This is a genomic window from Variovorax sp. UC74_104 (assembly GCF_044055375.1).
Taxonomy (GTDB): Bacteria; Pseudomonadota; Gammaproteobacteria; order Burkholderiales; family Burkholderiaceae_C; genus Variovorax.
The window spans coordinates 2,657,417-2,680,781 of sequence record NZ_CP171978.1; the positions used below are offsets into that span (position 1 = coordinate 2,657,417).

General features: G+C 68.0%; 20 protein-coding genes and 2 pseudogenes. 14 read left to right on the forward strand and 8 right to left on the reverse strand.

Features of this window, described 5'->3' with window-relative positions; translation table 11 throughout:
* Window positions 1–3 precede the first annotated feature (3 nt).
* The 3 genes from ACHMXA_RS12300 to ACHMXA_RS12310 form a co-directional block, all read right to left on the reverse strand.
* Window positions 4–525: a hypothetical protein gene (locus ACHMXA_RS12300; protein ID WP_176664636.1), complete on the reverse strand. Its 522-nt coding sequence runs from the start codon at window positions 523–525 to the stop codon at window positions 4–6.
* A complete protein-coding gene (locus ACHMXA_RS12305; protein WP_176664637.1) occupies window positions 522–2,072 on the reverse strand; it encodes a TRAP transporter large permease subunit in 1,551 nt (516 codons plus the stop codon). The genes ACHMXA_RS12300 and ACHMXA_RS12305 overlap by 4 nt, the downstream gene beginning before the upstream one ends.
* 61 nt (window positions 2,073–2,133) lie before the next feature.
* On the reverse strand, window positions 2,134–2,673 hold the full coding sequence (locus ACHMXA_RS12310; RefSeq protein WP_176664638.1) for a TRAP transporter small permease subunit: 540 nt from the start codon (window positions 2,671–2,673) through the stop codon (window positions 2,134–2,136).
* A gap of 175 nt (window positions 2,674–2,848) precedes the next feature.
* Between ACHMXA_RS12310 and ACHMXA_RS12315 the strand changes: the two genes are divergently transcribed.
* A complete protein-coding gene (locus tag ACHMXA_RS12315; RefSeq protein ID WP_176664639.1) occupies window positions 2,849–4,150 on the forward strand; it encodes an SUMF1/EgtB/PvdO family nonheme iron enzyme in 1,302 nt (433 codons plus the stop codon).
* A gap of 15 nt (window positions 4,151–4,165) precedes the next feature.
* On the opposite strand, the gene ACHMXA_RS12320 is transcribed toward ACHMXA_RS12315, so the two are convergent.
* Entirely contained in the window at window positions 4,166–5,608 is a 1,443-nt protein-coding gene (locus ACHMXA_RS12320; protein WP_176664640.1) for an MFS transporter, read from the reverse strand.
* A 97-nt stretch (window positions 5,609–5,705) separates the two neighbouring features.
* On the reverse strand, window positions 5,706–7,061 hold the full coding sequence (locus ACHMXA_RS12325; protein ID WP_176664641.1) for an aspartate aminotransferase family protein: 1,356 nt from the start codon (window positions 7,059–7,061) through the stop codon (window positions 5,706–5,708).
* Window positions 7,062–7,166: 105 nt separating this feature from the next.
* Here ACHMXA_RS12325 and ACHMXA_RS12330 point away from each other — a divergent pair, with 105 nt between their 5' ends.
* Window positions 7,167–8,135: a LysR family transcriptional regulator gene (locus tag ACHMXA_RS12330; protein WP_176664642.1), complete on the forward strand. Its 969-nt coding sequence runs from the start codon at window positions 7,167–7,169 to the stop codon at window positions 8,133–8,135.
* A 6-nt stretch (window positions 8,136–8,141) separates the two neighbouring features.
* Here the strand turns inward: ACHMXA_RS12330 and ACHMXA_RS12335 are convergent, their stop codons facing one another.
* Window positions 8,142–8,426, reverse strand: coding sequence for an FCD domain-containing protein (locus ACHMXA_RS12335; RefSeq protein WP_395321295.1), 285 nt, complete (start codon window positions 8,424–8,426; stop codon window positions 8,142–8,144).
* Between the two features lie 322 nt (window positions 8,427–8,748).
* Window positions 8,749–8,907, reverse strand: a pseudogene (locus ACHMXA_RS12340) (GntR family transcriptional regulator); the annotation flags it as partial.
* Window positions 8,908–9,219: 312 nt separating this feature from the next.
* Here ACHMXA_RS12340 and ACHMXA_RS12345 point away from each other — a divergent pair.
* The 9 genes and pseudogenes from ACHMXA_RS12345 to ACHMXA_RS12385 all read left to right on the forward strand — a co-directional run bounded on the left by ACHMXA_RS12345 (window position 9,220) and on the right by ACHMXA_RS12385 (window position 18,246).
* Complete coding sequence (locus ACHMXA_RS12345) at window positions 9,220–10,425, forward strand: ABC transporter substrate-binding protein (protein ID WP_176664644.1); 1,206 nt, start codon at window positions 9,220–9,222, stop codon at window positions 10,423–10,425.
* Window positions 10,426–10,555: 130 nt separating this feature from the next.
* A pseudogene (locus ACHMXA_RS12350) lies at window positions 10,556–11,417 on the forward strand (branched-chain amino acid ABC transporter permease).
* 11 nt (window positions 11,418–11,428) lie between these two features.
* Window positions 11,429–12,397, forward strand: coding sequence for a branched-chain amino acid ABC transporter permease (locus ACHMXA_RS12355; protein WP_395320798.1), 969 nt, complete (start codon window positions 11,429–11,431; stop codon window positions 12,395–12,397).
* On the forward strand, window positions 12,394–13,161 hold the full coding sequence (locus ACHMXA_RS12360; RefSeq protein ID WP_395320800.1) for an ABC transporter ATP-binding protein: 768 nt from the start codon (window positions 12,394–12,396) through the stop codon (window positions 13,159–13,161). The genes ACHMXA_RS12355 and ACHMXA_RS12360 overlap by 4 nt, the downstream gene beginning before the upstream one ends.
* Window positions 13,158–13,877, forward strand: a complete 720-nt coding sequence (locus tag ACHMXA_RS12365; RefSeq protein ID WP_176664648.1) for an ABC transporter ATP-binding protein — start codon at window positions 13,158–13,160, stop codon at window positions 13,875–13,877. Before ACHMXA_RS12360 ends, ACHMXA_RS12365 begins: the two co-directional genes overlap by 4 nt.
* A 34-nt stretch (window positions 13,878–13,911) precedes the next feature.
* Window positions 13,912–15,165 carry a Zn-dependent hydrolase gene (locus tag ACHMXA_RS12370; RefSeq protein ID WP_176664649.1) on the forward strand — a complete coding sequence of 418 codons (1,254 nt, stop codon included), beginning with the start codon at window positions 13,912–13,914 and terminating at the stop codon, window positions 15,163–15,165.
* Complete coding sequence (locus ACHMXA_RS12375) at window positions 15,162–16,277, forward strand: ABC transporter substrate-binding protein (RefSeq protein ID WP_176664650.1); 1,116 nt, start codon at window positions 15,162–15,164, stop codon at window positions 16,275–16,277. Before ACHMXA_RS12370 ends, ACHMXA_RS12375 begins: the two co-directional genes overlap by 4 nt.
* Window positions 16,274–17,746, forward strand: coding sequence for a M81 family metallopeptidase (locus ACHMXA_RS12380; protein ID WP_176664651.1), 1,473 nt, complete (start codon window positions 16,274–16,276; stop codon window positions 17,744–17,746). The genes ACHMXA_RS12375 and ACHMXA_RS12380 overlap by 4 nt, the downstream gene beginning before the upstream one ends.
* A 122-nt stretch (window positions 17,747–17,868) precedes the next feature.
* On the forward strand, window positions 17,869–18,246 hold the full coding sequence (locus ACHMXA_RS12385; RefSeq protein WP_176664652.1) for a nuclear transport factor 2 family protein: 378 nt from the start codon (window positions 17,869–17,871) through the stop codon (window positions 18,244–18,246).
* 41 nt (window positions 18,247–18,287) lie between these two features.
* On the opposite strand, the gene ACHMXA_RS12390 is transcribed toward ACHMXA_RS12385, so the two are convergent.
* On the reverse strand, window positions 18,288–19,433 hold the full coding sequence (locus tag ACHMXA_RS12390; protein WP_176664653.1) for a helix-turn-helix domain-containing protein: 1,146 nt from the start codon (window positions 19,431–19,433) through the stop codon (window positions 18,288–18,290).
* Window positions 19,434–19,612: 179 nt separating this feature from the next.
* Between ACHMXA_RS12390 and ACHMXA_RS12395 the strand changes: the two genes are divergently transcribed.
* From ACHMXA_RS12395 to ACHMXA_RS12405, 3 genes are read left to right on the forward strand one after another with little or no spacing between them, the layout of a single operon-like run.
* Window positions 19,613–20,110 (forward strand): (2Fe-2S)-binding protein, encoded by a 498-nt coding sequence (locus ACHMXA_RS12395; protein ID WP_176664654.1) that lies wholly within the window; start codon window positions 19,613–19,615, stop codon window positions 20,108–20,110.
* 13 nt (window positions 20,111–20,123) lie between these two features.
* A complete protein-coding gene (locus ACHMXA_RS12400; protein WP_395320804.1) occupies window positions 20,124–22,511 on the forward strand; it encodes a xanthine dehydrogenase family protein molybdopterin-binding subunit in 2,388 nt (795 codons plus the stop codon).
* A gap of 28 nt (window positions 22,512–22,539) precedes the next feature.
* A complete protein-coding gene (locus ACHMXA_RS12405) occupies window positions 22,540–23,331 on the forward strand; it encodes an FAD binding domain-containing protein (protein WP_395320806.1) in 792 nt (263 codons plus the stop codon).
* Window positions 23,332–23,365 lie beyond the last annotated feature (34 nt).

The window sequence follows — 23,365 nt, forward strand, 5'->3', positions numbered from 1 at the left end:
TCGCTATGCCTGCGGCGGCGTGGGCGGAATGGTCCGCTTCGCCACCTGCTCGCCGAAGGCCACGAGCACGGCGGCGTCGGCCGAGTGGAACCAGGTCATGCCGCCGAAGCGCCGGCGCACCAGCAGGCGCGGTGCGATCACGCGCTCCAGCATGCGGATGTGCACCAGCTTGAGCTGCGCCACTTCCTGCGCGCTCACGCGCTTGTCCCAGAGCCAGGTCTGCACCAGCACGTCGCCTTCGAGCCGGGTGCGGCTGTAGACGATCCAGTAGCCGACCCACACCACGCACAGCGCCGCGATGCCCATCACCACCAGCGCGCTGGCCGACCAGTCGGCCGTGCGCAGCGAGGGGAGGCTCCAGATCGCGAAGGCGAAAAGGTCGACGACCAGCACCACCGCCAGCGTGCGCAGCAGCGGCGGGAAGGCGGGGCTTTCGATGATTGCCCCGGCTGCTTCGTCGCCGGGGCTGTTGTCGTCGTCTTGTTGTTTTGGTTCTTCAGCGGGGCCGTGGGCTCGGTCGCTCACGGCTTGGCGGCTTCACCGGAAGCCGGCGGCGCATCGGTGGACGGCGGCGGCGTGGAGGACTCGTCCTTCTTCTCGTTGCCGAACGGGTCTTCCATGTTCACGCCGTTGTTGTCGGGCGAGCTGGGCTGCTCTTCCACCGGCATGTCGAGGTTGACCTTGTCGATGTCGACGACCTTTTCCTTCTCGAGGAACACGGTGACCGTCTGCGGGAAGAAGATCACGATGGCCACCAGCAGCAGCTGCATCGCCACCCACGGCACCGCGCCCAGGTAGATGTCGCGCGACTCCACCTTCTTGGGCAGCGCCCCGTTCTTGAAGAGCGTGTCCGCTATGCCCCGCAAATAGAACAGCGCAAAGCCGAAGGGCGGGTGCATGAACGAGGTCTGCATGTTCACGCACAGCAGCACGCCGAACCACACCATGTCGATGCCCAGCTTGTGGGCCACCGGGCCCAAGAGCGGCAGGATGATGAAGGCGATCTCGAAGAAGTCGAGGAAGAACGCGAGGAAGAACACGAAGATGTTCACCGCGATCAGGAAGCCGACCTGGCCGCCGGGCAGGCCCGAGAGCATGTGCTCGATCCACTTGGCGCCGTCCACGCCCTGGAACACCAGCGAGAACACGCGCGAGCCGATCAGGATGAACACCACCATGGCCGTCAGGCGCATGGTGCCTTCCATGGCGTCCTTCAGCAGCTGCCAGTTCAGGCGGCGGTGGATCAGCGCGAGGACCAGCGAGCCCACCGCGCCCATGGCGCCGGCTTCGGTCGGCGTGGCGATGGCCTTGTCCATGAAGGGCAGGCCGCCCATCGAGCCGAGCACCGCGAAGATCAGGATGGCCGACGGAATGATGCCGCGCAGGCACTTGCCCCACAGCGCCCAGCCGTTGAGCGTGCGCGCACTGGCCGGCAGGCCCGGCACGTAGCTCGGGTAGAGGCGACCGACCATGAAGGTGTAGATCGCGAAGATGATCACCTGCAGGATCGACGGGCCCCATGCGCCCTTGTACATCTGGCCCACGTCGGTGCCGAGCTGGTCGGCCATGACGATGAGCACCAGCGAGGGCGGCACCAGCTGCGTGATGGTGCCCGAGGCCGCCAGCACGCCGGTGGAATAGCGCATGTTGTAGCCGTAGCGCATCATGATCGGCAGCGAGATCATCGCCATCGCGATCACCTGGCCGGCCACCGTGCCGGTGATGGCGCCGAGGATGAAGCCCACGATGATCACCGAGTAGCCGAGGCCGCCGCGCACCGGGCCGAAGAGCTGGCCCATGGAGTCGAGCATGTCCTCGGCGAGCCCGCATTTCTCCAGTACCGCTCCCATCAACGTGAAGAACGGAATGGCGAGCAGCGTTTCATTCGAGAGGATGCCGAAGACGTTCAGCGGCAGGTTGGCCATGAAGCCGGCCGGGAACCAGCCCATCTCGATGGCGAAGAAGCCGCAGATCAGGCCGAGGGCCGAGAGCGAGAACGCGACCGGGAAGCCGATCAGCATGATCACCACGAGCCCCGCGAACATGATCGGGGCGAAATTTTCCATGTGCATTTCTACTTGTCCTGCGGTGCGGGAGAGGGCGGTGGCGTAAGGGCGCGGGGAACTGCGCCCGTCACTGCACCGGCTTCTCGTAGTGCGTGTCCATCTCGATCAGGCCGCGCAGGTAGGCGATGCGCTTGATGATTTCCGAGACGCCCTGCAGGAACATCGCCGCGAAGCCCACGGGCATCAGCAGCGCCGCGGGCCAGCGGATGAGGCCGCCGATGTTGCCCGACATCTCGCCCGTGACCCACATGTTCCAGAAGAAGGGCCAAGTGAGGTAGGTGAAGAGGCCCATCACCGGCAGCAGGAAGAAGATGAGGCCGAAGAGGTCGACGTAGACCGGCCCGTAGCCCTTGAGCTTGCCGTAGATGATGTCCACGCGCACGTGCTCGTTGAAGCGCAGCACCACGGGGGCGCCCAGCATCACGGTGGCCGCGAACAGGTACCACTGGATCTCGAGCCAGGCGTTGCTGCTGAAATCGAGGCCGTAGCGGATGAGTGCGTTGCCGGCCGAGATGAGCGATGCCGCCAGGACGGCGTAGCCAGCGATCTTGCCGAGTTTTTCGCTGATCCAGTCCATGCCGGTCGCGAACTTGAGGAATGCAGACAAGGGGGTGTCTCCCACGAATCCCGAAGGTGGAGCGCCGGCCCCTGGTGGGGGCTGCGCAAAGCCCGCGATGTTACCCCGGTGAACCTTTGTATTGCCTTGCAACCGGGGCAGGGGTTTACCCGGAATGCGGGCCGGCCGGCCGGCGTCGCGGGGGAGCCGGTCGCCATAATCGTCCATGTCCTCGCGCCTTCCGCCTTCCACGCCTTCGGGCGCAGCTGGCCAGCCCCATTCGATCGATTCGCCCGACATGTGCCGGGCCGGCCGGGAGCTTCTTTCGCTGGCGCTGATCGACGCGCGCAACCACACGCTGCACCTTCTGTCGCTCTACGAGCAGGCGCTGGGCGCCGAAGCGCTCGCCCGGCCGCCGGGGTCCGACGAAGACGGCGTGGTGCCCGCGGCCTGGCTGGCCGGCCACATCGGCTGGTTCGCCGAATGGTGGATCGGGCGCAACACCCAGCGTGCCTTCGGCGCCGACTGCCCGATGCGGCCCACGCGGCTGGCCGCCATCGACCCCGGTGCGGACGACTGGTGGAACCCTGCCCATTCCGGCCCGGGACGCCGCTGGCCGCCCGACCTGCCGGACCTCGCCCAGACCAAGGCCTACCTGCTCGAAACCCTGGAAAGCACGCTCGAGCTGCTGGACAACGCCGCCGAGACCGACGCCGGCCTGTACTTCTACCGCCTCGCCCTGTTCCACGAGGACATGCGCGGCGAGCAGTTCGTGGTGATGGCGCAGACCATGGGGCTGCCCCTGGGCGTCGAGCAGGCGCCCATGGCCGTCACGCGCGAGCCGCTGCTGCTGCCGGCCACGCGCTGGGAGCTGGGCATGCCCGAAAGCGGCTTCGCCTTCGCGCAGGAGCGCGCGGCGCACCGGGTGGACGTGCCCGAGTTCGAGATCGACGCCCAGCCCGTCACCTGGAACCAGTACGTCGAGTTCGTCGAGGACGGCGGCTACGACCGCGAGGAGCTCTGGCACGGCGAAGGCTGGCGCTGGCTCTCGGCGCAGGTAGAGGGCCGGCGCGGGCCGCGCCACATCGAGCAGATCGGCGCGGCGCGCAACGGCACGGGCGGCTCGGTGCTGCAGCAGCGCTTTGGCGCCACCGTGCGCGCGGCGGGCCACCACAGTGCCGTGCACCTGAGCTGGTGGGAGGCCGATGCCTGGGCGCGTTGGGCCGGGCGGCGTGTGGCGACCGAGGTCGAATGGGAGATCGCCGCGCATATGGCGGCGCGCCGCGGCTTCCGCTGGGCCGACGTGCACGAGTGGACCGCCGGCACCCTGCAGCCCTGGCCCGGCTATCGGGCCGACCCGTGGAGCGCGGGCACCGAGTTCGATCCGGCAGCGGTCTTCGGACGGGCGCGCGTACTGCGCGGGGCCTCGTTCGCTACGCGCGCGCGCCTGCGCTCGCTGCGCCGCCGCGGTTTCGCGCTGCCCGGGCGCGACGACGGTTTCTTCGGTTTCCGGACCTGCGCGCTCTGACCGGTAGTCAGGCGCTCACCGCTCCCCACCGGCCTCGGAGGCCAAAGGCGGCGCCACTTCCTCCAGCGGCTTGCGCTCCGCATCGGCCGCATGGCGCAGCGCCAGCAGTCCCGCCACGATGACCAGCCCGGCGCCGATGCAGTAGCCCACCATCACCGCACCACGGCTGCCAGTCTCTATCAGCAGGCCGAACAGCAGCGGCGCCGCGAAGCCGCCCGCGCCCATGCCGATCGCGTAGAAGATGGCGATGGCGATCGCGCGCATCTCCAGCGGAAACACCTCGCTCACCGTGAGATACGCAGAGCTCGCCGCGGCCGATGCCAGGAAGAACACCGCCGACCAGCACAGCGCCTGCCCGCGCGCGTCGAGCCAGCCCTGCATGAAGGCCCAGCCGGTCAGCGCGAGGCCGATGCCCGCGAGCACATAGGTCGCCGCGATCATCCGGCGCCGGCCCACGCTGTCGAAGAGCGGTCCCAGCAGCAGCGGTCCCAGCACGTTGCCCAGCGCGAACGGAAAGATGTAGAGCGCCACGTCGCCCTCGGGCACGCCGTAGAAGCGGGTGAGCACCAGCGCGTAGGTGAAGAAGATCGCGTTGTAGAAGAAGGCTTGCGAAATCATCAGCGCCAGCGCGACCACGCTGCGCTGCGGATAGCGCTTGAACAGCACGCGCGCCACCTGGCGCATGGGCGGGCTGTTGGGCCGCGCGGCCGTGTAGTTCACGACGAAGCCCGGCGGCGCCGGCAGCGGGCCGTGCTGCGCCTCGACCTCCGCCTCGATGCGCTCGACGATGCGTTTCGCCTCGTCGGCCCGCCCGTGCGCGACCAGCCACCGGGGGCTCTCGGGCACGTGGCGCCGCACCAGCAGGATGGCCACCGCCAGCACCGCGCCGAGTGCGAAGCCGGCTCGCCAGCCCCACACCGGCCCGATCACGCGTGCGTCGAGCAGCACGAGGCTGAGCGCCGCGCCCAGCGCCGCACCGATCCAGAAGCTGCCATTGATCGCGAGGTTCACGCGCCCGCGCACCCGCGCCGGAATCAGTTCGTCGATGGCCGAGTTGATGGCCGCGTACTCCCCGCCGATGCCCAGCCCGGTGACGAACCGGCACAGTGCGAAGAAGGCGAAGTTCGGCGAGAAGGCCGTTGCCAGCGTGCCGACGGTGTAGACCGCGAGCGTGATGAGAAAGAGCTTCTTGCGCCCGAGCCGGTCGGTCATGCGCCCGAAGAGTAGGGCGCCGAGCACCGCGCCCGCGACGTACACCGAGCCCGACAGCCCGATCTCGCCGGCCGTGAGCCCCAGCGTGTCGGGCCGCTCCAGCACCGCGCCGATGGAGCCCACCAGCGTGACCTCCAGCCCGTCGAGCACCCAGGCCACGCCCAGCGCGATCACCACGCGCCAGTGCCAGCGCGACCAGGGGAGGCGGTCGAGGCGGGCGGGGATGTCTGTCTGCAGCGTGGTCATCGGCGGCCCGACAGATTCTGCGAACCTGCGGGGCGCCGAGGTGTAGGACCGCGCCGCTCGCGGGCGCTGCCTACAGCCGCTGAAAGACGCTAGAAGATCAGGCCGTCTCGGCCAGCGCGTCGGCCAGCGCGTTCACCAGGCGGTCGATCTCGGCCTTCTCCGTGATGAAGGGCGGCGCGAGCTGGATGGTGTCGCCGCCGTAGCGCACGTAGAAGCCCTTCTTCCAGCAGTTCATCGCGATCTCGTACGGGCGGCGCGCGGGCTCGCCCGGCAGCGCGGCGATGGTCAGGCCGGCGGCGAGGCCGTAGTTGCGGATGTCGGTGATGTGCTTGCTGCCCTTCAGGCTGTGCACTGCGTTCTCGAAATGCGGCGCCAGCGCCTGCACGCGGCCGATCATGTCTTCCTTCTGCAGCACGTCCAGCGCGGCGATGCCGGCGGCGCAGGCCACCGGGTGGGCGCTGTAGGTGTAGCCGTGCGGGAACTCGAGCATGTAGTCGGGGCCGCCCGCTGCCATGAAGGTGTCGTAGATGTCCTTGCTCGCGACCACCGCGCCCATCGGCTGCGCGCCGTTGGTGATCTGCTTGGCGATGTTCATGATGTCGGGCGTCACGCCGAAGGCCTCGGCGCCGGTGAGCGCGCCGCAACGCCCGAAGCCGGTGATGACCTCGTCGAAGATCAGCAGGATGTTGTTGGCGGTGCAGATCTCGCGCAGGCGCTTCAGGTAGCCCTTGGGCGGGATCACCACGCCGGCCGAGCCCGCGAAGGGCTCGACGATCACGGCCGCGATGTTCGACGCGTCGTGCAGCGCGATGATGTCCAGCAGGCGGTCGGCCAGCTCGACGCCGTTGTCGGCCATGCCGCGCGTGAAGGCATTGGAGGCGAGCTGCGTGTGCGGCAGGTGGTCGGCCTCCACGCCCTGGCCGAAGAGCTTGCGGTTGGCCGCGATGCCGCCGACCGAGATGCCGCCGTAGTTGACGCCGTGGTAGCCCTTCTCGCGGCCGATCAGGCGCGTCTTGCTCGCCTGGCCCTTGGTGCGCCAGTAGGCGCGCGCCAGCTTCAGCGAGGTGTCGGCGGCTTCCGAGCCGGAGCCGGTGAAGAAGACGTAGTCGAGGCCGGCGGGCGTCATCTCCTTGATCTTGTTGGCCAGCTCGAACGAGAGCGGATGGCCGAACTGGAAGGCGGGCGAGTAGTCGAGCTTGGCGATCTGGCGGCTCACCGCCTCGGTGATCTCGGGGCGGCCGTGGCCCAGGCCCGAGCACCACAGGCCCGAGAGGCCGTCGAAGATCTTGCGGCCGTCGGCGTCGGTGAAGTAGGCGCCCTTGGCTTCCACGACGATCCGCGGATCGGCCTTGAAGTTGCGGTTGCCGGTGTAGGGCATCCAGTGCGCGTCGAGCCAGGCGGCGTCGGTGCGCACGGCGGGCGTCGGTTCGGTGACGGGCGTTGCGATGGTCATGGCGTTTCCCGCGCTGGCGGGTTCCGGGGTGATGGGAATGCGCCGATTGTTCGTAGAGCCTTCAGTGTGGAGAATGGCGCAATATCAATGTTCACTTGACGTTTCATGCAAGTAAAGGCCAAAGCCGAAGACGGTACCCAAAGCGGTGCCCGCAACCGCGCCGTTCTGGGGCAGCTCAGCGACATGGACCTGCGCCTGCTCAAGGTGTTCAAGAGCGTGGTCGACTGCGGCGGCATGGCGGCCGCGGAACTGGAGCTGAACATCGGCACCTCCACCGTGAGCCGCCACGTGAAGGATCTCGAAACGCGCCTCGGACTGGTGCTGTGCCGCCGGGGCAGGGCGGGCTTCGCGCTCACCGCCGAGGGGCAGCGCGTCTACGACGAGACGCTGCGCCTGCTGGCCTCGGTCGACGCCTTCCGCGGCAGCATCGACGACATCCACAACCGCATGGGCGGCCAGCTCGACGTGGCGCTGTTCGACAAGACGGCCACCAACCCGCAGGCGCGCATCGGCCAGGCGATCGCGCGCTTCACCGAGATCGCGCCCGAGGTGCGGCTGGCCGTGCACGTGGGCTCGATCAACGCCATCGAGCAGGGTGTGCTGGAGGGCAACTTCCAGATCGGCATCATCCCGGCGCACCGCGCCTCCAAGAGCCTGGTGTACGCCGACCTGTTCGACGAGACCATGCTGCTGTATTGCGGCGCGGGGCATCCGCTCTTCGGCGTGCGCCACGACAAGCTCACCTGGGCCAGGCTGCGCGAGCACCATTTCGCGGGGCTGGGCTACCACTCGCCCAACATGGAGCTGAGCCACCGCGCGAAGCTCTCGCGCATGGCCACGGGTTTCGACCAGGAGGCGATTGCGACGCTGATTCTTTCGGGGCGCTTCCTGGGCTTCCTGCCAGACCACTACGCGCAGGTGTTCGAGGAGCGCGGGCTCATGAAGGCGGTGCTGCCGGCGCGCTTCAACTACGCGTGCCGCTTCGTGAGCCTGCTGCGGCGTTCTCCGAAGCCGTCGCGGGCGGTGCTGGCGTTCCAGGAGTGCCTGGAGCAGGCGCACCGGAAGAAGAAGTAAAAGAAGTCAGCGCTGCCCGCTCGGCAGCAGCAGGTGCTTGGCGCCGATGTGCGCCTCCATCTCGTGCATGTGCTGCTCGGCATCGACCATGTGCTCGGTCATCAGGCGGCGCACCTCTTCGGCGTCTTCCTTGCGGTAGGCCGCCAGCAGCTGCGTGTGGTAGTCGACGTTCGCCTCGCCGAAGTGGTGATGGTCGAGCGCCTTCTTGTAGACCACGAGGTCGCGCAGCAGGTCGTTGAGGAAGCGGCACATGAAGGAGAGCACCGGATTGGGACAGCTCTCCGCCAGCATGGTGTGGAAGGCCAGCTCTGCCTCGCGCTGGATGCGCAGTTCGTCCTCGCCGGTCGGCTCGATCGTGCACAGCCGCACGTTTTTCTTCGAGCTTCTCGAACTGCTCCGGCGTCAGCTTGCCCACCACGCTCACGGCCAACTCGGGCTCCAGCGCCTTGCGCAGCTGGTAGATGTGATGGCCATCGAGATGGTGGAAGTGCAGGAAGTTGCGCAGCGGCTCCGACGCGTGCTCCACCGACACCTGCTGCAGGTAGGCGCCGCCGCCCGGCCCGGTGCGGATGGAGATCAGGCCGCGCACCTCCAGCGCCTTGAGCGCCTCGCGCACGGTGCTCTTCGAATAGCCGAAGAGTTCGATCAGTTCCTTCTCGTTCGGCAACCGGTCGCCGGGCTGCTTGCGCTCCGCCACGATCCATCGCTTGACGTCTTCGACGATGACGTCCGAGAGCTTCTGCCGCTTAGGACGGTTCTGCCCCACTTTCACTTGCTCACCCCCAGGCTGCGCGCACTTCGTGTCGCTTCGCCCACCCCCTCGCCGGGGGCAATGCCAGCGGCCCGGCAAAGCCGGTTCCGCGGCATTTCACGATCAGATGGAGACGAATTCATGCGTTCGGAGCGATGGAAAAACAGAAGGTGACCTGTAAGCAGGTATTGGGCCCCAAGGGGAGCGCCGCAGATTTTGGCACGGCTGTTGCTAGAGGGTTTTTACCAGCATATTAATCCAATTTATCCGCTTAAATTCGCCGCGATCGCTGGCATCCCTTTTTCCTTACTCCCCACCACGACCGGAGAACTCATGCAACGCAGACAACTTCTTCAGCTGGCCGCCCTGTCGGCTGCCCCCGCCTCGCTCCTGGGCGGCCGCGCCGCCTTTGCCCAATCGGCGGACGCGATCCGATTCGGCTGCCCGGTCCCGATGTCGGGCGCCTTCGCGGCCAACGGCAAGTTCGCCGACCTGGGCATGAAGCTGGCCATCGAGCAGTACGGCAGCGTGCTGAAGCGTCCGCTGGCCTATACGGTGCTCGATACCGAAGGCAAGCCGGCCACCGCCGTGCGCAAGGTGCAGGAAGCCTCGCAGCAGCAGGGCGCGAAGTTCTTCGCGGGCGGCATCCTGTCGTCGGAAGCGCTGGCCATGGGCAAGGAAGCCGAGAAGGCCGGCGGCCTCTTCATCACCACCGCGGGCGCCGACGAGATCACCGGCAAGGACTGCAACCCCGCCACCTTCCGCTGGTCGGTGCCCACCTTCGGTGCGATCGAGCAGACGGTGCGCCCGCTGATCGCTTCCATGCCCAAGGCCAAGCGCTGGTACACCATCACGCCGCAGTACGTGTTCGGCGACGGCCTGCTGAGCGCCGCCAAGAACATCTTCCAGGAGAAGGGCATCGAGCACGTGGGCAACAGCTACCACTCGCTCACCGAGAAGGAGTTCAGCGGCTACCTCACCAACGCCATGGCCGCCAAGCCCGACGTGCTGCTGCTGCTGAACTTCGGCGCGCAGTCGTCGGCTGCGCTGCGCCAGGCGGTGAGTTTCGGCATGCACAAGAACATGACGATCCTCATGGCCTGGGCCTCGGGACTGGAGCAGTTCGACGAACTGGGTGCGGACCTGTGCGACGGCGTCTACTTCGGCGCGCAGTACTGGCACACGGCCGATACGCCGCTCAACAAGGACCTGGTGAAGCGCACGGCCGACAAGCTCAAGATCGTGCCTAACTACAGCCTCGCCGGCTCGTATATCTGCACCAAGATCCTGATCGACGGCATCGTGAAGGCCGGCTCGGTCGACCAGAAGGCGGTGATCGCCGCGCTCGAAGGCATGAAGTACGACGGCCTCACCGGCGCAGAGGAAATCCGCAAGGCCGACCACCAGGTCGTGAAGGACTACTACCTGCTCAAGGGCAAGGCCAAGTCGAAGATGAAGGACGCTGCCGACTACGTCGATGTCGTCAGCTCGGGCAAGTCTTTCCTGGCCGTGGACAAGACCGGCTGCAAGTTGGGCTGACCCCCAGGCTTGCCCACTTCGTGTGGCCGCCTACCCCCTTGCAGGGGGCAACACCTGCGGCCCGGCGAAGCCGGTTCCGGCGGTGTTCCCGAAAGGGAGCGTGCCCGAGCGTCTGCCATTACCTACACCTATGTCCGTCTACCTGCTACAGACCATCAACGGAATCGGCATCGGCATGCTGTATTTCCTGCTGGCGGTCGGCCTGTCCATCGTGTTCGGCCTGCTGCGCTTCGTGAACTTCGCGCACGGGGCCTTCTACCTGCTGGGCGCCTACCTCTGCTTCCAGGCCCTTCAATGGGGCATGAACTTCTGGCTGGCGCTGCTGCTGGTGCCGCTCTTCGTGGGCGCGCTGGGCTGGCTGGCCGAAAAGCTGCTGCTGCGCCGCGTGTATGCCAAGGCGCATGAATTCCACATCCTCGTCACGGTGGGCCTCGCGCTCGTGGTGCAGGAGATGGTGATCGTGTTCTGGGGCCCGCTGGGCAACAGCGTCGCCACGCCCGACCTGCTGCAGGGCGTGGTCATGTGGGGTTCGTTCGTCTATCCGAAGTACCGGCTCTTCGTGATCGGCTTCACGGCAGTGCTCGCGGTGCTGCTGTGGTGGGTGCTCGAGGGCACGCGCCTGGGCAGCGCGGTACGCGCGGGCAGCGAATCGACGGAGATGGTGTCGCTGCTCGGCATCAACGTGTTCCGCGTGTTCAGCCTGGTGTTCGCGCTCGGCGCGGCCACGGCGGCGCTGGCGGGCGTGCTGGCCGCGCCCATCCGGCGGCGCCGAGCCCTTCATGGGCGTGGAGGCGCTGGCCGTGGCCTTTGTTGTCGTGGTGATCGGCGGGCTCGGCAGCTTCGGCGGCGCGCTCGTGGGCGGCCTGCTCATCGGCATCGTGCAGAGCCTCATGAGCACCATCTGGCCGCCGGGTGCGAGCCTGATGGTCTACATCGCGATGGCGGCCGTGCTGCTGCTGCGCCCGCATGGCCTCCTGGGCCGCAAAGCATGAACGGACACGCCATGCCGAGAAAAATCACTTTCTTCCTGGCGCTGATCGCGGTGCTGGGCCTGCCGCTGGTGCTGAGCTCGGGTTCGCTCGCGAGCGAGGTGCTGATCTACGCGCTGGCCGCGCTGGGCTGCAACCTGCTGCTGGGCTACACGGGGCTGCTGTCCTTCGGGCAGGGCATCTTCTTCGGGCTGGGCAGCTACACCATCGCCATCCTGCTCACGCGGCTGAGCCTGCCGATGCCGCTCGCGCTGCTCGCCGCCGTGGCGATGGGCGCGCTGGGCGCGGCGGTGGTGGGCTGGGTGGCCATCCGCCAGCGCGGCACCTACTTCGTGATGCTCACGCTGGCCTTCGCGCAGATGTTCTATTTCATCGCCTACACCGCCACCGGCCTCACCGGCGGCGACAACGGCCTGCTCGACGTGCCGCGCCCCGGCTTCATGGACACGCCCTGGAAGTACTACGCCTTCGTGGCCGTGGTGTTCCTGGTCGCCTTCGGCCTGCTGCTGCGCGTGACCGATTCGGTCTTCGGCCGCACGCTGCTGGCCATCCGCGACAACGAGGACCGCGCCGCCGCCGTCGGCTACGACCTCAAGCGCTTCAAGCTGCTGGCCTTCGTGATCTCGGGCGCCGTCACCGGCCTCGCGGGCGGGCTGCACGCCATGATGACCGGCATTGCGCCGCTGTCGAACGCCGAGTACCACACGAGCGAGATGATCCTGGTCATCACCGTGATCGGCGGCACCGGCAACCTGTTCGCCTCGGTGCTGGGCTCGGCGTTCTACGTGCTGCTGGCCGACTGGCTCTCCACGCTGTGGCCGCGCTGGCTGCTGCTGCTCGGGCTCCTGCTGATCGGCGTGAGCATCGGCATGCAGCGCGGGCTCTGGGGGCTGGGCGAGAGCGCGTGGAAGCGCATCTTCCGAAAGGCACCGACGGTTCCGTCCGAAGCTGTCTCGCCTGCCGCGCAAGGAGAAAAAGCATGAGCGACGTTCTCATTGAAGCCGTCGGCGTCACCAAGCACTACGGCAAGTTCGCGGCGCTCGGCGGGGTCGACCTGAAGATCCGGCGCAACACGGTGCACTCGGTGATTGGCCCCAACGGCGCGGGCAAGACCACGCTGTTCCACATGCTTACCGGCACAGGCACGACCACCGGCGGGCGCATCCTGTTCGACGGCCACGACGTCACGCGTGAGCCCGACCACAAGCGCGTGCAGCGCGGCATGGCGCGCTCCTTCCAGGTCACGGCGCTGTTCGCGAGCCTCGCGGTGCGCGAGAACCTGCGCGTGGCGGCGCAGGGCGTTTCGCCGCGGCAGGCCATGAACTGCTGGCGCGCGCCGGTCGGCGAACTGGCCTGCACGCAAATCGTCGACGAGGTGCTGCAGCGCATCGGGCTGGAGCGGCTGGCGAACACGCCGGCCGCCGAGCTCTCGCACGGCCAGCAGCGCCGGCTCGAAGTGGGTATGGCGCTTGCGGCGAGGCCGAAGGCGATTTTCCTCGATGAGCCGACATCGGGCATGGGCATCGACGACCTCGACGACATGAAGCAGCTGATCCGCGGCCTGCGCGACGCGCACACCGTGGTCCTCATCGAGCACAACATGAACATCGTGATGGACATCTCCGACACCGTCACCGTGATGCAGCTGGGCCGCGTGCTGGCCGAGGGGCTGCCGGGCGACATTCGTTCCGATGCGCGCGTGCGCACCGCCTACCTGGGCAACATGATCACCGGAGGCAAGGCATGAGCGGCGCCCGCAACAACATCCTCGAAGTCGAGAAGCTGCACGCCCACTACGGCAAGAGCCACGTGCTGCAGGGCGTGTCGATGACCGTGGGCGAGGCCGAGCTGGTCACGCTGCTCGGGCGCAACGGCGCGGGCAAGTCGACCACGCTCAAGAGCATCGCGGGCGCGGTCACGCCCACCAGCGGGCGCGTGCGCTTCCAGGGGGCGGACATCGCGGGCATGCCGGCGCACCGTATCGCAACGCGCGGCGTGTGCCTGGTGCCCGAGCACCGCGGCATCTTCAAGCTGCTGACGGTGGAAGAGAACCTGCTGCTCGGCCTGCGGCGCCAGTCGCCCTGGCAGCTGGACGACATCTACCGCATCTTCCCGCGCCTGAAGGAGCGCCGGCGCAACGGCGGCGGGCAGCTCTCGGGCGGCGAGCAGCAGATGCTGGCCATCGGCCGGGCGCTGATGAACCATCCGCGCCTGCTGATCCTCGACGAGCCGGTGGAGGGCCTCGCGCCGGTGATCGTGGAAGAGATCGTCGCGCAGCTCAAGACCATCAAGGCCGCCGGGGTGGCGATTTTGCTGGTCGAGCAGAACCTCGAAGTCTGCGTGCAGCTGGCCGACCGCCACTACATCGTGGAGCAGGGCGTGATCGTGCACGAGGCCGGCAACGAAGCCTTCATGGCCGACCATGAAGTGAAAGACCGCTATCTGGGCGTGGGCCTTGCTTGAGGCTTCCCGCACTTCTCATCTCACTCGCAAAACCATGACATCACATACCGAACTCCGCATCGATGGCCAGCGGCTCTGGAACTCGCTGATGGAGCTGGCGAAGCTCGGCGCCACCGAGAAAGGCGGCGTCTGCCGCATCGCGCTGACCGACCTCGACCGCCAGGGCCGCGACCTGTTCGTGCGCTGGGTGCGCGAGGCCGGCTGCGAGGTGCGCGTGGACGCCATCGGCAACATCTTTGCGCGCCGTGCCGGCCGCAACAACGCGCTGCCGCCGGTCGCCACCGGCAGCCACATCGACACCCAGCCCACGGGCGGCAAGTTCGACGGCAACTACGGCGTGCTCGCCGGGCTGGAGGTGATCCGCACCCTGAACGACGCCGGGGTGCAGACCGAGGCGCCGCTCGAAGTGGCGGTGTGGACCAACGAGGAGGGCTCGCGCTTCGTGCCGGTGATGATGGGCTCGGGCGTGTTCGCCGGCGCCTTCACGCTGGAGCATGCGCTGGCGCAGTGCGACAACGACGGCATCAGCGTGTCCGAGGCGCTGGCTGCCATCGGCTATGCCGGCAGCGCACCCGTCTCGGCGGCAGCGTCGCCCGTGGGCGCGTACTTCGAGGCGCACATCGAGCAGGGCCCTGTGCTCGAAGCCAACGAGCGCGTGATCGGCGTGGTCGAGGGTGCGCTGGGCCAGCGCTGGTACGACGTGGTGGTGCAGGGCATGGAGGCCCATGCCGGGCCCACGCCGATGGAACTGCGCAAGGACGCGCTGCTGGCTGCCTCCGAACTCGTGATCGAGGTCAACCGCATCGCGCTGGCCCATGCGCCGCATGCGCGCGGCACGGTCGGCTGGATCGACAACTATCCCAACTCGCGCAACGTGATCCCGGGCCGCGTGAAGCTCAGCGTCGACCTGCGCGCGGCCGACGACACGGTGCTGTCGGCGCTGGACGCTGCGCTGAAGGAGACCGTGCAGCGCATCTCGGCCAAAGCCAAGGTCGAGATGTCGGTGGAGCAGGTGGTGTACTTCCCGCCGCAGCCCTTCACGCCCAAGCTGGTGTCTGCCGTGCGTGATGCCGCGCAGGCGCAGGGCATGAGCTGGATGAACGTGATCAGCGGCGCGGGCCACGACGCGGTGTATCTCGCTCGCGTGTGCCCCGCGGCCATGATCTTCGTGCCCTGCCTCGACGGCATCAGCCACAACGAGATCGAGGACGCGCAGCCCGATCACCTGGAGGCCGGCTGCAACGTGCTGCTGCAGGCGATGCTGCAAAGCGCGGGGGTGGCATCGTGAAGGGCTGGCGCTTCGCCCTGGCGGCGTTCAGCCTGGCCTGGGCCGCGGCGGCACCGGCCGCCGAGCCCATTCTTGTCGGCCAGTCCGCGGTGCTGACCGGCCCGCTGGCGCCCAACAGCCTTGCGTTCATGGAAGGCCAGAAACTGGTGTTCGACCAGCTGAACAAGGCGGGCGGCATCGGCGGGCGGCCCGTCAAGCTGATCACCTACGACGACGCCTATGCGCCGGACAAGGCCGCGGCCAACGCCGAGAAGCTGCTCGGCACCGACCGCGTGGTCTGCCTCTTCGGCACCATGGGTACGGGCATCGGCGCGGCCATGGTGCCGGTCGCGGCGAAGTACGACAGTTTCATCTTCGGCGGACTGACCGGCGCGGCCGTGCTGCGCGGGCCGAAGGTGCCGATCTACCACGTGCGCGAGTCGTACGCCGACGAGGTGCACCGCGTGATGAATCACCTGAAGACCGTGGGCGTGGTTCGCATCGCCATCGTGTCGAGCGACGACGCCTACGGCAAGGGCATCGAGAAGGACGCGCTGGAGGCGCTGCAGAAGAACGGCCTGTCCCCGGTGCTGTCGCTGCGCTTCGATCCGCAGGAGAAGGAGCTTGCGAGCGTCGCGCAGAAGGTGATTGCCAGCGGTGCGCAGGCGGCGTACGTCATCGCGGCGGGCATGCCGGCGATCAACGTCATCCGCGCGCTGGTCGCGGCGCCGGTGCATCCGCAGATCTACACGAACTCGGTGGCCAGCTCCTTCCTGCTCTACAAGGAGCTGGGCGACAAGAGCCGCGGCATCGTGCTGTCGCAGGTGATGCCGCCGTTCTGGAAGACGCGCTTTCCCATCGTCGACGAGTACCAGCGCGCGCGCAAGGCTGCGGGCAGCGAGGGCGAGGGCTCCTACCTGGGCCTGGAGGGCTACATCACGGCCAAGGCATTCGCCGAAGCGCTGCAGCGCGTGAAGGGGCCGGTGACCACCGAGTCGCTTCGCCGCAGCATCGAGACTTCGCCTCCCGTGGAGCTGGGCGGATACACGCTCGCCTTCAGGCCCGACAACCGCAACGGCTCCAGCTTCGGCGACATCACCATGCTGGCCAGCGGTGGAAAGTTTGCGCAATGAAAGTACTGATCGCACGTCTCAACCACGAAACCAACACCTTCTCGCCGGTGCCCACGCCGCTCGCGGCCTTCGGCCCCGACGGCCCGACCTTCGGCGAGCAGGCCTACCGCGACAACAAGGGCATGCGCACCGCGATGTCGGCCTTCATCGACCTGGCCGAGGCGGCGGGCGCCGAGGTCGTCACGCCGGTGTCGGCCTCGGCCAATCCGAGCGGGCCGGTCGATGCGCAGGCGTACACGGTGCTGACGCAATGCATCGTCGACGCGGCCCCGGGCTGCGACGCCATCCTGCTCGACCTGCACGGCGCGATGGTGGCGCAGAACAGCGTGGACGGCGAAGGCGACCTGTTGGTGCGCCTGCGCGCGGCCGCGCCGGGCGTGCCGATCGGCGTGGCGCTCGACCTGCATGCCAACGTCACGCCGGCGATGGTGGAGAACGCCGACGTGATCGTCGGCTTCAAGACCTATCCGCACGTCGACATGTACGAGACCGGCGAGCACGCCGGCCGCCTGCTGCTCGACCTGCTCGCCGGCCGCAGCAGGCCGGCGATGCGCTGGCACCGGCTGCCGTTGATGGCGCACACGCTGCGCAGCGCCTCCTTCACCGGCGCGATGAAGCGCGCCATCGAGACGGCGTGCGAGGCCGAGAAGGCCGAGTCGCTGGCGGTGTCGATCCTGGCCGGCTTCTCGCTGTCGGACATCGAGGCACCGTGCATGAGCGTGATCGTCGTCGATGCGCATTCGCCCGAGCGAGCGCAGGCCACGGCAGACCGCATCGCGGCGCAGATGTGGGCGGAGCGCGAAGCCTTCGTCTATCGCAGCGAGCCGCTGGCGGAGTCGGTCACGCGCGCGAAGCTGATTGCCGAGGGCGCGACGCGCCCGGTGCTGCTGCTCGACCATGGCGACAACTGCATGTCGGGCGGAAGCTGCGACACCATGGACGTGCTGCAGGAGGCGCTCGCGCAGGGCCTGCACGGCATCGGCGTGGGGCCGCTGTGCGATCCCGAGGCCGTGGCGCAGCTCATCGCGGCGGGCGAGGGTGCGCAGGCGACGGTGGCGCTGGGCAACAAGGTCTCGCTCGCGGGCATCGGCCTCGAGAAGACGCCGGTGCGCCTGACGGGCACGGTGCGCGCCATCTCCGACGGCGAGTACGTGATCACAGGCCCCACCTACACCGGCCAGCGCAGCAGCATGGGGCGCACGGTGCTCTTCGACATCGGCGCGGCGCGCATCGTGGTGACCGAGCGCACGCAGGAGCCGTGGGACATCGGCGTCTTCGAATGCGCGGGGCTCGATCCGCGCAAGGAGCGCTTTCTGCTGCTCAAGTCGCGCATGTACTGCCGGCCCGTGTTCGAACCGCTGTCGGCCGCGCTGGTGGAGTGCGACAGCCCCGGTGTCACCAGTTCGGACTACAGCCTCTTTCCGTTCAGCAAGGTGAGCCGGCCGGTCTTTCCGCTCGACGCACTCTGACTGGCGGGGGCTGCTGCCCCTGTTCCATGACCTGCGACGTCATCGACGCAAATCGCGTGCGACGCGACCATTCCTTCACCCCGCGATGTTGCGGGTCGGAACCCACCAAAGGAATCGTCACCATGAACGCCGCCGCACACGACGCCACCACGATCGCCCAACGCTACATCGCCGTCTGGAACGAGACCGATGCCGCGCGCCGCGCCGCACTCATCGAAGCCGGCTGGACCGCCGACGCGCACTACGCCGACCCGATGGCGCAGGCCAGCGGGCACGAGCAGATCAGCGCTCTCGTCGGCGCGGTGCACCAGCGCTATCCGGGCTTCCGCTTCAACCTGCTGGGCAAGGCCGATTCGCACGGCGACCACCTGCGCTTCTCGTGGACGCTGGGGCCCAGCGGCGCGGAAGATCTCATCCAGGGCACCGACTTCGCGCGGGTCGATGCAGGCAAGCTGCGTTCGGTGACTGGCTTCCTCGACAAGGTGCCGGTCGGCGCCTGAATGCCGAAGGCTGAACGAAGGCTGAACAGCCAGCCGGCGTTTCAGTCCGGCGCGCCGGCGGCCCGTCCGCGCCACAGCTTGCGGTAGACCGTCGCCCGGCTGATGCCCAGCGCCCGCGCGGCCTCGGCCACGTTGCCGCGCGCGTCGGCCACCGCCTTGCGGATCAGCGCCGTTTCCACGTCGCGCAGCCGCGGCCGGTTGTCGGAAACGTTTGCGGGCGCCGTGGCGCCGCTGCCGCCGCGCTGGGGCCGAACCTGCACCCGCAGGCCCGACCAGAGCGGCACCTCGAGCACGGCGTCGCCGCGGCGGGCCGCGTCGAACATCATGTGAAGCGGCAGCGCGAACAGGTCGTTGAAGTTCAGCGCATGCTCGCTGCGCGGCAGCGGCTGGTGCAGCATCTGCCTCGCCGCCGCGTTGGCGCCCGTCACGTTGCCCACGGCGTCGATGCACAGCAGGCCCTCGGTGGCTTCGCTGCCCGCGTTGCCCGGCCAGGCCAGGCGCAGCAGCAGCTCGCAGGGCTCGCGCTTCACCAGCATGTTCTCGATGCTGCGCGCGGAAAGGGTCGCCAGGTGGCGAAGCTCGGGCCGCTCGACCACCTGCACGCCGGTCAGGTCGAGCATGCCGATGCAGTCGCCCCGGGGACCGAAGAGCGGCGCTCCGGCGCAGCTGTAGACGCTGGTGTCGTCGAAGAAATGCTCGCCGCGATGCAGCCAGACCGATTCCTGCTCGGCCAGCGCGGTACCGATGGCGCTGGTGCCGATGGCGCGTTCCGACAGGTCGACGCCGATGCGCGCGAGGTCTCGCGCATAGCGGGTGGCGGCGTCGGTACCGTCGGGTAGCCTGCCCACGTCGACCACGATGCCGTCGGCGTCGGTCAGCACGGCGAAATAGCGGGTGTCGGCGATGGCGCGCGAGAGCTGGTCGATGATCGGGCGGGCCGCGGAGACCAGCGCCCGGTTGCGCTCGGCGACGTCGATGCTGGCCGATCGGCTCACCGGATCGAAACTGACGCGCTGCCGCGGACTGTGACCAGCCTCGATGCAGCGCTGCCAGGAGCGGGTGATCCACGAATCGATGCAGGCGCCGCCGCGAGCACGGGCGGGCGATTCGCCTTCGATCAGTTCGCGGCGGGCTTGGGCAATGGCCAGGGAACGCTCAGGAGGCTGCGAAACGATTGATACAGACATCGTGGTTTTTCGCGCATGTATGCAGGCTTTTCCCGGCCTGCCGGATGGCAAGCTGTTTCATTTTGAGAATTTCGCGCGGTCTGTGCAAGTGTCAAGGGTTTTGCCTAGGATAGTGCGAAAGGTCGGCATCCAAGATGCTTTCGCTCAAACAAGCCATCACCTTTTACGGAGACAGCCAAATGCAGGTCGCTTTCAAGGTCAACGGCCGCCAGGTCACGGTCGACGCTCCTCCCAACACCTTCCTGGTCCATGCTCTGCGCGAGCACCTCCATCTCACCGGAACCCACGTCGGCTGCGACACCGCCCAGTGCGGCGCCTGCACCGTCCACGTGAACGGCCGGGCCGTCAAGTCCTGCAACGTGCTGGTGGCCCAGGCGGCCGGCGCCGAAGTCACCACCATCGAGGGCATTGCGGAGGCGGACGGCACCATGCACCCCATGCAGGCGGCCTTCAAGGAGTGCCACGGCCTGCAGTGCGGCTTCTGCACGCCCGGCATGGTCATGAGCGCCATCGACCTGTGCACCCACCACCCCAAGTCGAGCGAGTCGGAGATCCGCGAGCTGCTCGACGGCAACCTGTGCCGCTGCACGGGCTACCAGAACATCGTGAAGGCAGTGAAGATGGGCGGCGAGGCGATGGCCTCGGGCACTCCCGTCAAGGCAACCGTCACGGCATGAAGGGAGCGACATCATGGGTGCTTCCGACTTCTCGAACCTGCCGCACATCGGCGAAGCTCTACGGCGCAAGGAAGACTATCGCTTCCTGACCGGCGCCGGCAATTACACCGACGACATCACGCTGGCCAACCAGAGCCATGCGGTCTTCGTGCGCTCGCCGCACGCCCACGCTGCCATCAAATCGATCGACACCGCCCAGGCGCTGAAGATGCCCGGCGTGATCGGCATCTTCAGCGGCAAGGACATCGAGGGCAAGATGGGCGGGCTGCCCTGCGGCTGGCTCATCAACAACCCCGACGGCACCCCCATGAAGGAGCCGATGCACCCGATCCTGGCGATCAACAAGGTGCGCTACGTCGGCGACCACGTGGCCATGGTGGTGGCCGAGACCGTCGAGCAGGCGAAGAACGCGGCCGAGGCGGTGGTGGTCGACTACGACGTGCTCCCCGCGCTCGTGAGCGTGGCCGACGCGGCGAAGAAGGCCGGCGGCGTCACCCTGCACGACGAGGCGCCCGACAACCAGTGCTACAAGTGGGCGCTGGGCGACAAGGCGGCGGTCGACGCGGTGTTCGCGAGCGCCGCGCATGTGACGAAGCTCGACCTGGTCAACAACCGGCTGGTGCCCAACCCCATCGAGCCGCGCGTTGCCATCGGCAGCTACAGCCGGGCGAGCGACGACTACACGCTCTACGTGTCCAACCAGAACCCGCACGTCGAGCGCCTGCTGATGACGGCCTTCGTGCTGGGCCTGCCCGAGCACAAGGTGCGCGTGATCGCGCCCGACGTGGGCGGCGGCTTCGGCTCCAAGATCTTCCTGTATGCGGAAGACGTGTGCCTGACCTGGGCCGCCCGGCAGCTCAACCGCAACATCAAGTGGACGGCCGAGCGCTCGGAGTGCTTCCTGTCGGACGCGCACGGCCGCGACCACGTGAGCCACGCCGAGATGGCGATGGACAAGGACGGCAAGTTCCTCGCGCTGCGCGTGCACACCGACGCCAACCTGGGCGCCTACCTGTCGACCTTCTCGACCGCGGTGCCCACCATCCTCTACGCCACGCTGCTGGCGGGCCAGTACACCACGCCGCAGATCTACGTCGAGGTGGATGCCTGGTTCACCAACACCGCGCCGGTCGATGCCTACCGCGGGGCAGGACGGCCCGAGGCCACCTACCTGCTGGAACGCCTGGTGTCGCGCTGCGCCTGGGAAATGAACCTGGGGCAGGACGAGATCCGCAAGCGCAACTTCATCACCGCCTTCCCCTACCAGACGCCGGTGGCGCTGCAGTACGACACCGGCGACTTCCATGCCTGCATGGACAAGGCCCGGGTGCTCGCCGAAGTCGACGGCTACGCGGCGCGCAAGACGGCGAGCGAAGCCAAGGGCAAGCTGCGCGGCATCGGCTATTCGAGCTACATCGAGGCCTGCGGCATCGCGCCTTCGAACATCGCGGGCGCCCTCGGCGCGCGCGCGGGCCTGTTCGAGTGCGGCGAGATCCGCGTGCACCCGACCGGCAGCGTGACGGTGTTCACCGGCTCGCACAGCCACGGCCAGGGCCACGAGACCACCTTCGCGCAGGTCGTGGCGGCGCGACTGGGCATTCCGGTCGAGAACGTCGACGTGGTGCATGGCGACACCGGCCGCGTGCCCTTCGGAATGGGCACCTACGGTTCGCGCTCCATCTCGGTGGGCGGCGCGGCCATCATGAAGGCGCTGGACAAGATCGAGACCAAGGCGAAGAAAATCGCCGCGCACCTGATGGAGGCGAGCGACGCCGACGTCGAGTTCGCCAACGGTGAGTTCACGGTCAAGGGCACCGACAAGAAGATCCCGTTCGGCCAGGTGGCGCTCACGGCCTACGTGCCGCACAACTACCCGCTCGACAAGCTGGAGCCCGGCCTGAACGAGACCGCCTTCTACGACCCGACCAACTTCACCTTCCCGGGCGGCACCTACATCTGCGAGGTCGAGGTCGACAGGCAGACCGGCGAGGTCCGCGTCGACCGCTTCACCGCAGTGGACGACTTCGGCACCATCATCAATCCGATGATCGTCGAGGGCCAGGTGCACGGCGGGCTGGTGCAGGGCATCGGCCAGGCGCTGCTCGAGAACTGCGTCTACGACAAGGAAACCGGCCAGTTGCTCACCGGCAGCTTCATGGACTACGCCATGCCGCGCGCCGGCGACTTCCCGCAGTTCAAGCTCGACACCGTGTGCACCCCGTGCACGCACAACCCGCTGGGCACCAAGGGCTGCGGCGAGGCGGGGGCCATCGGCTCGCCGCCGGCCGTGATCAACGCCGTGCTCGATGCGCTGGCGCCGCTGGGCGTCAAGGATTTCGACATGCCCGCATCGCCCGCCCGCGTCTGGGAAGCGATGCAGGCCGCAGCCGCCAAACCCTGATCAACTAAAACAAAGAAGGAACCACGCCATGTACGCCTTCACACTCGAACGGCCCGCTTCCGTGGCCGACGCCGCCAGGCTCATCGCCGCCGGCGGCAAGCCTCTGGCCGGCGGACAGACCCTCCTTGCCTCGATGAAGCTGCGGCTCTCGGCACCCGAGCAGCTCGTGGACCTGAGCGGCATCAAGGAGCTCACCGGCATCGCGAAGAACGGCAATGCCATCACCATCGGCGCCATGTCGCGCCACCTCGACGTGGCGAACCACGCCGACGTGAAGGCCGCCTATCCGGCGCTGGCCGACCTGGCCTCGCGCATCGGCGACCGGCAGGTGCGAGCCATGGGCACCATCGGCGGCTCGGTGGCCAACAACGACCCGGCCGCCTGCTACCCCAGCGCGGTGCTGGCTTCGGGCGCGACCATCGTCACCTCCAAGCGAGAGATCGCGGCCGACGACTTCTTCCTCGGCCTCTTCACCACGGCGCTGGAGGAGGACGAGCTGATCACCGCGATCCGCTTCCCCATCCCGAAGCGCGCCGTGTACGAGAAGCTGCGCCAGAAGGCGTCCAACTTCCCGCTGGTCGGCGTGTTCCTCGCGCAGTACGACAGCGGCGTTCGCGTGGCGATCACCGGCGCGGGCAACGGCGTGTTCCGCCATGCAGGGCTGGAGGATGCGCTGAACAAGAGCTTCACCGCCGCTTCCGCCGCCGCCGTGAAGATCGACGCGAGCGACCTGAACAGCGACCTGCACGCCTCGGCCGCGTACCGCGCGAACCTGATCAGCGTGCTGACGCAGCGCGCAGTCACCAAGGCCTTGGGCTAAAGAAGCCCGGAGGCGTTCTGTTCGCTTGCCGGAA